This window comes from Salinisphaera sp. G21_0, from assembly GCF_017744115.1.
Taxonomy (GTDB): domain Bacteria; phylum Pseudomonadota; class Gammaproteobacteria; order Pseudomonadales; family Endozoicomonadaceae; genus Endozoicomonas.
This window is the reverse complement of the sequence record NZ_JAGHQW010000116.1, coordinates 1-5207: the sequence shown is the minus strand read 5'-3', so window position 1 is coordinate 5207 and position 5207 is coordinate 1. Positions and strand designations below refer to the sequence as shown.

The following is a 5207-nucleotide window of genomic DNA, read 5'->3' as shown; positions in this document are numbered from 1 at the left end:
CCATGGCAAAACTGGTGGACAACGGGCAGGAGCAGACACCAGGTCTCAAAGAGGCCGTGGCCGCGCTGTTGCCCCACGTGAACGCAAAGAAAGACCAATTCAATGCCCAGGATATCGCCAACCTGCTGTGGGCCATGGCGAAACTGGTGGACAACGGGCAGGATCAGACATCAGAGCTCAACGAGGCCGTGGCCGCGCTGTTGTCCTACGTCAACGTACAGAAAGCTAGCTTTAAACCACAGGGTATCACCAATCTGCTGTGGGCCATGGCGAAACTGGTGGACAACGGGCAGGAGCGAACACCAGGGCTCAACGAAGCTGTGGCCGCGCTGTTACCCCACGTAAACACACAAATAGCGAACTTTAAACCACAGGAAATCGCCAACCTGCTGTGGGCCATGGCGAAACTGGTGATCAACGGGCAAGAGCCGACACCAGGGCTCAACAAGGCCGTGGCCGCCCTGTTGTCTCAAGTGAACGAAAAGAAAGACCAGTTTATTCCTCAGCATATCGCCAGCCTGCTGTGGGCCATGGCGAAACTGGGTGAACTCGTTGAGCTGAACGTGGTTAAATCCACGTCTGAACTTCTTGTCTACCAAATCAGTAAATACCCTCAGTTATCTCAGCAAGATATATCGATGTCTCTCTGGGGAGTATTGGTATGCTGTGTCAGGCTGTCTCCAGACGCCAAGGCCGATAAAAATTACTTGCAAAAGCACATGGATGGCCTGTTTACTCGCCTGGAAAATACATCCCTGGATAATGAAGAGGATCAACACATCATTTCCATGGCCGCCAGTTGGCTTGGGAGAACGTGTCCGGTCATCCCCCATTACCAGACAAACATTTCAAAAACTCAAACCGACTTCCGCGATCAACTCCAGTCATGCCTTCCATCTTTGAATATTGAAGAAGAAAAGAGTCTGAACTCATTACCTCCGGTTGACCTGCTATTGCCAGACCACAATATTATTATTGAAATTCAGGGACCCTCTCATTACGTGTGTGGTGATTTCAAAACCAGGAATGGTTCGACTCTGCTGAAAATCGCACTGCTGCAAAAAGCAGGATTTGAGGTCATTGAAATCCCGGCTAACACGCTTTGTAGACCGGATTCAATAAAACGATGTATTGATCAAATAAAGACCAGGATGGACATCCCGCCTCAGGGCCATGGCTCTGTATCACATAAAATCGGATGGGCAGATGTGGCAAACGTTACCACCGATAAAGGAGGGCAATCCTCACATCACTGTTACTTAACCGCCGAAGAGCATTCAGAAAAGCAAACAGGCAAACCAAAAAAAAGAAAAAGGAAGAGAAAAAAAAAGCCAATAACCTCTTCCCTTTCATCATGACTCAAGAACTGTGTTCATATCCCAGGGATGGAGCGCCAGCGTTGAATACCTGTTGCCCGAAATGATTTGAAAATAACGGATTGGTGGCATCAGAAGTAGATGTGTATCCCCAACGGCTTGGTTTTATAGGCATTTCAGTAAAATGAACTTCTGAACAGAAAAGCAGTCTGCTTTTTAAACTTTCATGAATTAATGAAATATAATTATGGACAGAAGCTCTGCAGGTATCAGTGGTCAATACGCAAGATCAGATAATGCTTACAACCAACCGAATGACCAGGCCGCTTCTTCAAGGCGTGGGCGATACAGGCATGCCACAGTCAGACAATGGGATCCTCCCCACCGTACAGCCCCGAGGCGTAATGAATTTTACCAATCTTCTGCCCCATGCCCTTCTCAATATCTACTGCGCCGTTCAGTAAATCCTGCTCAAGATTTTAATGCGTTCACCCAACAGGAAATAATGGATGGCCTGGTGAATAAATCGTATCGTTTCGGTGATCGCTATGATGGGAGAGATCACGCACTATATGCCAATTCAATTAAAAAATACACGTCAGCTGCTAAAAGACCGTTAAATCGGGTTGAACAAAGCCAGCTGATGCGGTTGCTGCAAAATTTCACAGTAACACGGAGTTGGAATTGGCGAAGCCTGACGACAACACTGCACTCATTTACTTCAGCGGGTGTTTTTACCCCTCATAAACACATGGATCAGTGTGTTAAGCGAACACAAGCTGCCTTATTGTCGACGCTACTGGATGCAATAATATTCAAGTGCAACCGAAAAGCTAAAGCATGGGATATTGATGCCCGGGGAATCGCCAACCTGCTTTGGGCCATGGCGAAACTGGTGGACAACGGGCAGGAGCAGACACCCGAGTTCAAAGAGGCCGTGGCCGTGCTGTTGCCCCATGTGAACGCACAGAAAGACCAATTTATTACCCAGCATATCGCCAACCTGCTGTGGGCCATGGCGAAACTGGTGGACAACGGGCAGGCGCGGACACCAGGGATCCAAGAGACCGTGGCCGCGCTGTTGCCCCACGTGAACGCACAGAAAGACCAATTAATTCCTCAGCATATCACCATCCTGCTGTGGGCCATGGCAAAACTGGTGGACAACGGGCAAGAGCGGACACCCGGGCTCAACGAGACGGTGGCCACGCTGTTGCTCCACGTGAACGCACAGAAAGCCCAATTTAATGCCCAGGGAATCGCCAACCTGCTGTGGGCCATGGCAAAACTGGTGGACAACGAGCAGGAGTGGATACCAGGGTTCAAAAGGGCCGTGGCCGTGCTGTTGCCCCATGTGAACGCACAGAAAGACCAATTTATTCCTCAGGGTATCGCCAACCTGCTGTGGGCCATGGCGAAACTGGTGGACAACGGGCAGGCGCGGACACCAGAGTTCAAAGAGGCCATGGCCGCGCTGTTGCCCCACGTGAACACACAGAAAGCTAACTTTAATCCACAGGAAATCACCAACCTGCTATGGGCCATGGCGAAACTGGTGGACAACGGGCAGGAGCAGACAACAGAGCTCAAAGAGGCCGTAGCCGCGCTGTTGCCCCACGTGAATGCACAGAAAGATCAATTTAATGCCCAGGATATCGCCAACCTGCTGTGGGCCATGGCGAAACTGACGAACGAAGGGCAGGAGCGGACACCAGAACTCAAAGAGGCCGTGGCCTCGCTGTTGCCCCACGTGAACGCACAGAAAGACCAGTTTATTCCTCAGCATATCGCCAACCTGCTGTGGGCCATGGCGAAACTCGTGGACAACGGGCAGGAGCAGACACCAAGGCTCAAAGAGGCCGTGGCCGTGCTGTTGCCCCGCGTGAACATACAGAAAAACCAATTTAAGGCCCAGGGAATCGCCAACATGCTGTGGGCCATGGCGAAACTGGTGGACAACGGGCTGAAGCGGACACCAGGGCTCAACGAAGCCTTGGCCGCGCTGTTGCCCCACGTGAAAGCACTGAAAGAACTATTTATTCCTCAGCATATCGCCAACCTGCTGTGGGCTATGGCGAAACTGGCGGACAAAGGGCAAAAGCAGACACCAAGGTTCAAAGAGGCCGTGGCCGCCCTGCTACCCTGCGTGAACGCACAGAAAGCTAACTTTAAACCACAGGAAATCGCCAACCTGCTGTGGGCCATGGCGAAACTGGTGGACAACGGGCAGGAGCTGACACCAGGGATCCAAGAGACCGTGGCCGCGCTGTTGCCCCACGTGAACGCACAGAAAGTCCAATTTATTCCTCAGCATATCACCATCCTGCTGTGGGCCATGGCAAAACTGGTGGACAACGGGCAAGAGCGAACACCCGGGCTCAACGAGACGATGGCCACGCTGTTGCTCCACGTGAACGCACAGAAAGACCAATTTATTCCTCAGCATATCGCCAACCTGCTGTGGGCCATGGTAAAACTGATGGACAACGGTCAGGAGCGGACACCAGAGCTCAAAGAGGCCGTGGCCGCGCTATTGCCCCTCGTGAACGCACAGAAAGCTAACTTTAAAACACAGGAAATCGCCAACCTGCTGTGGGCCATGGCGAAACTGGGTGAGCTTGTAGAGCTGAACGTGGTTAAATCCACGTTCGAATCTCTTGTCTACCGAATCAGTGAAAAACCTCAGCTCTCTCAGCAAGCGATATTGATGTCTCTCTGGGGAGTCATGGTATGCTGTGCCAGGTTGTCTCTAGACTCTAATGCCAATAAAAATAACGTGCTTGAAAAACACATGGATGACCTGTTTACTCGCCTGGAAAATACATCCCCAGATAATGAAGAGGATCAACGCATCATTTCCACGTCCGCAATTTGGCTTGGGAGAACGTGTCCGGTCATCCCCCATTACCAGACAAACATTTCAAAAACTCAAACCGACTTCCGCGATCAACTCCAGTCATGCCTTCCATCTTTGAATATTGAAGAAGAAAAGAGTCTGAACTCATTACCTCCGGTTGACCTGCTATTGCCAGACCACAACATGGTGATTGAAATTCAGGGACCGTCTCATTACGTGAGTGGTGATTTCAACACCAGGAATGGTTCGACTCTGCTGAAAATCGCACTGCTGCAAAAAGCAGGATTTGAGGTCATTGAAATCCCGGTTAACCAGCTCAGTAGCCGGGATTCAATAAAACTGTGTATTGATCAAATAAAGACCAGGATAAACATCCCGCCACAGGGTCATGACTCTGTATCACTTAAAAGTAGGTCGGCAGATGAGAAATACGGCACTGCTTATATATAAACATTTCAGCAAAATGAACTTCTGAACCGCACAGCAGTCTGCTTTTTATATTTTCATGAATTAATGAAATATAATTATGGACAGAAGCTCTGCCGGTATCAGTGGTCAATACGCAAGATCAGATAATAATCATAACCGACCGGGTGGCCGTGCTGCTTCTTCGAGGCGTGGACGATACCGACATGCCACGGTCAGGCAGTTGGATGATACCCCACGCACTAACCCGGGGCGCAATGCATTTTACCGTTCTCCTGACGCATGCTCTTCTCAACATCTACAGCGCCGTTCAGTAAACCCTGCTCAAGATTTTAATGCGCTCATCAAACAGGAAATAATGGATGATCTGGTGAGTAAATCGGATCGTTTTGGTCATCGCTATGATGGGAGAAATCACGGCTGGTATGCCAATTCAATTAAAAAATATACATCAGCTGCTAAAAGACCGTTAAATCGAGCTGAACAAAGCCAGCTGATACGTTTGCTGCAAAATTTTACCGCAACACGGAGCTGGAATTGGCGAAGCCTGACGACAACACTTCATTCATTGACTTCAGCAGGTGTTTTTACCCCTCATAAACCCATGG

3 protein-coding genes are annotated in these 5207 nt (G+C 49.9%); all 3 read left to right on the top strand.

The features are described from left to right. Nucleotides 1-1358 (top strand): RAP domain-containing protein (locus J7439_RS24815; RefSeq protein WP_209204736.1); only part of this gene is annotated, 1358 nt, incomplete at its 5' end. A 205-nt stretch (nucleotides 1359-1563) separates the two neighbouring features. Next, entirely contained in the window at nucleotides 1564-4623 is a 3060-nt protein-coding gene (locus tag J7439_RS24810; protein WP_209204735.1) for an RAP domain-containing protein, read from the top strand. Between the two features lie 76 nt (nucleotides 4624-4699). Beyond that, a partial coding sequence (locus J7439_RS24805; RefSeq protein ID WP_209204734.1) for a hypothetical protein occupies nucleotides 4700-5207 on the top strand: 508 nt, incomplete at its 3' end.

Excerpts from the sequence above, each read along its gene's own strand:
- J7439_RS24810 (WP_209204735.1), top strand. The coding sequence starts at position 1,564 with ATGGACAGAAGCTCTGCAGGTATCAGTGGTCAATACGCAAGATCAGAT.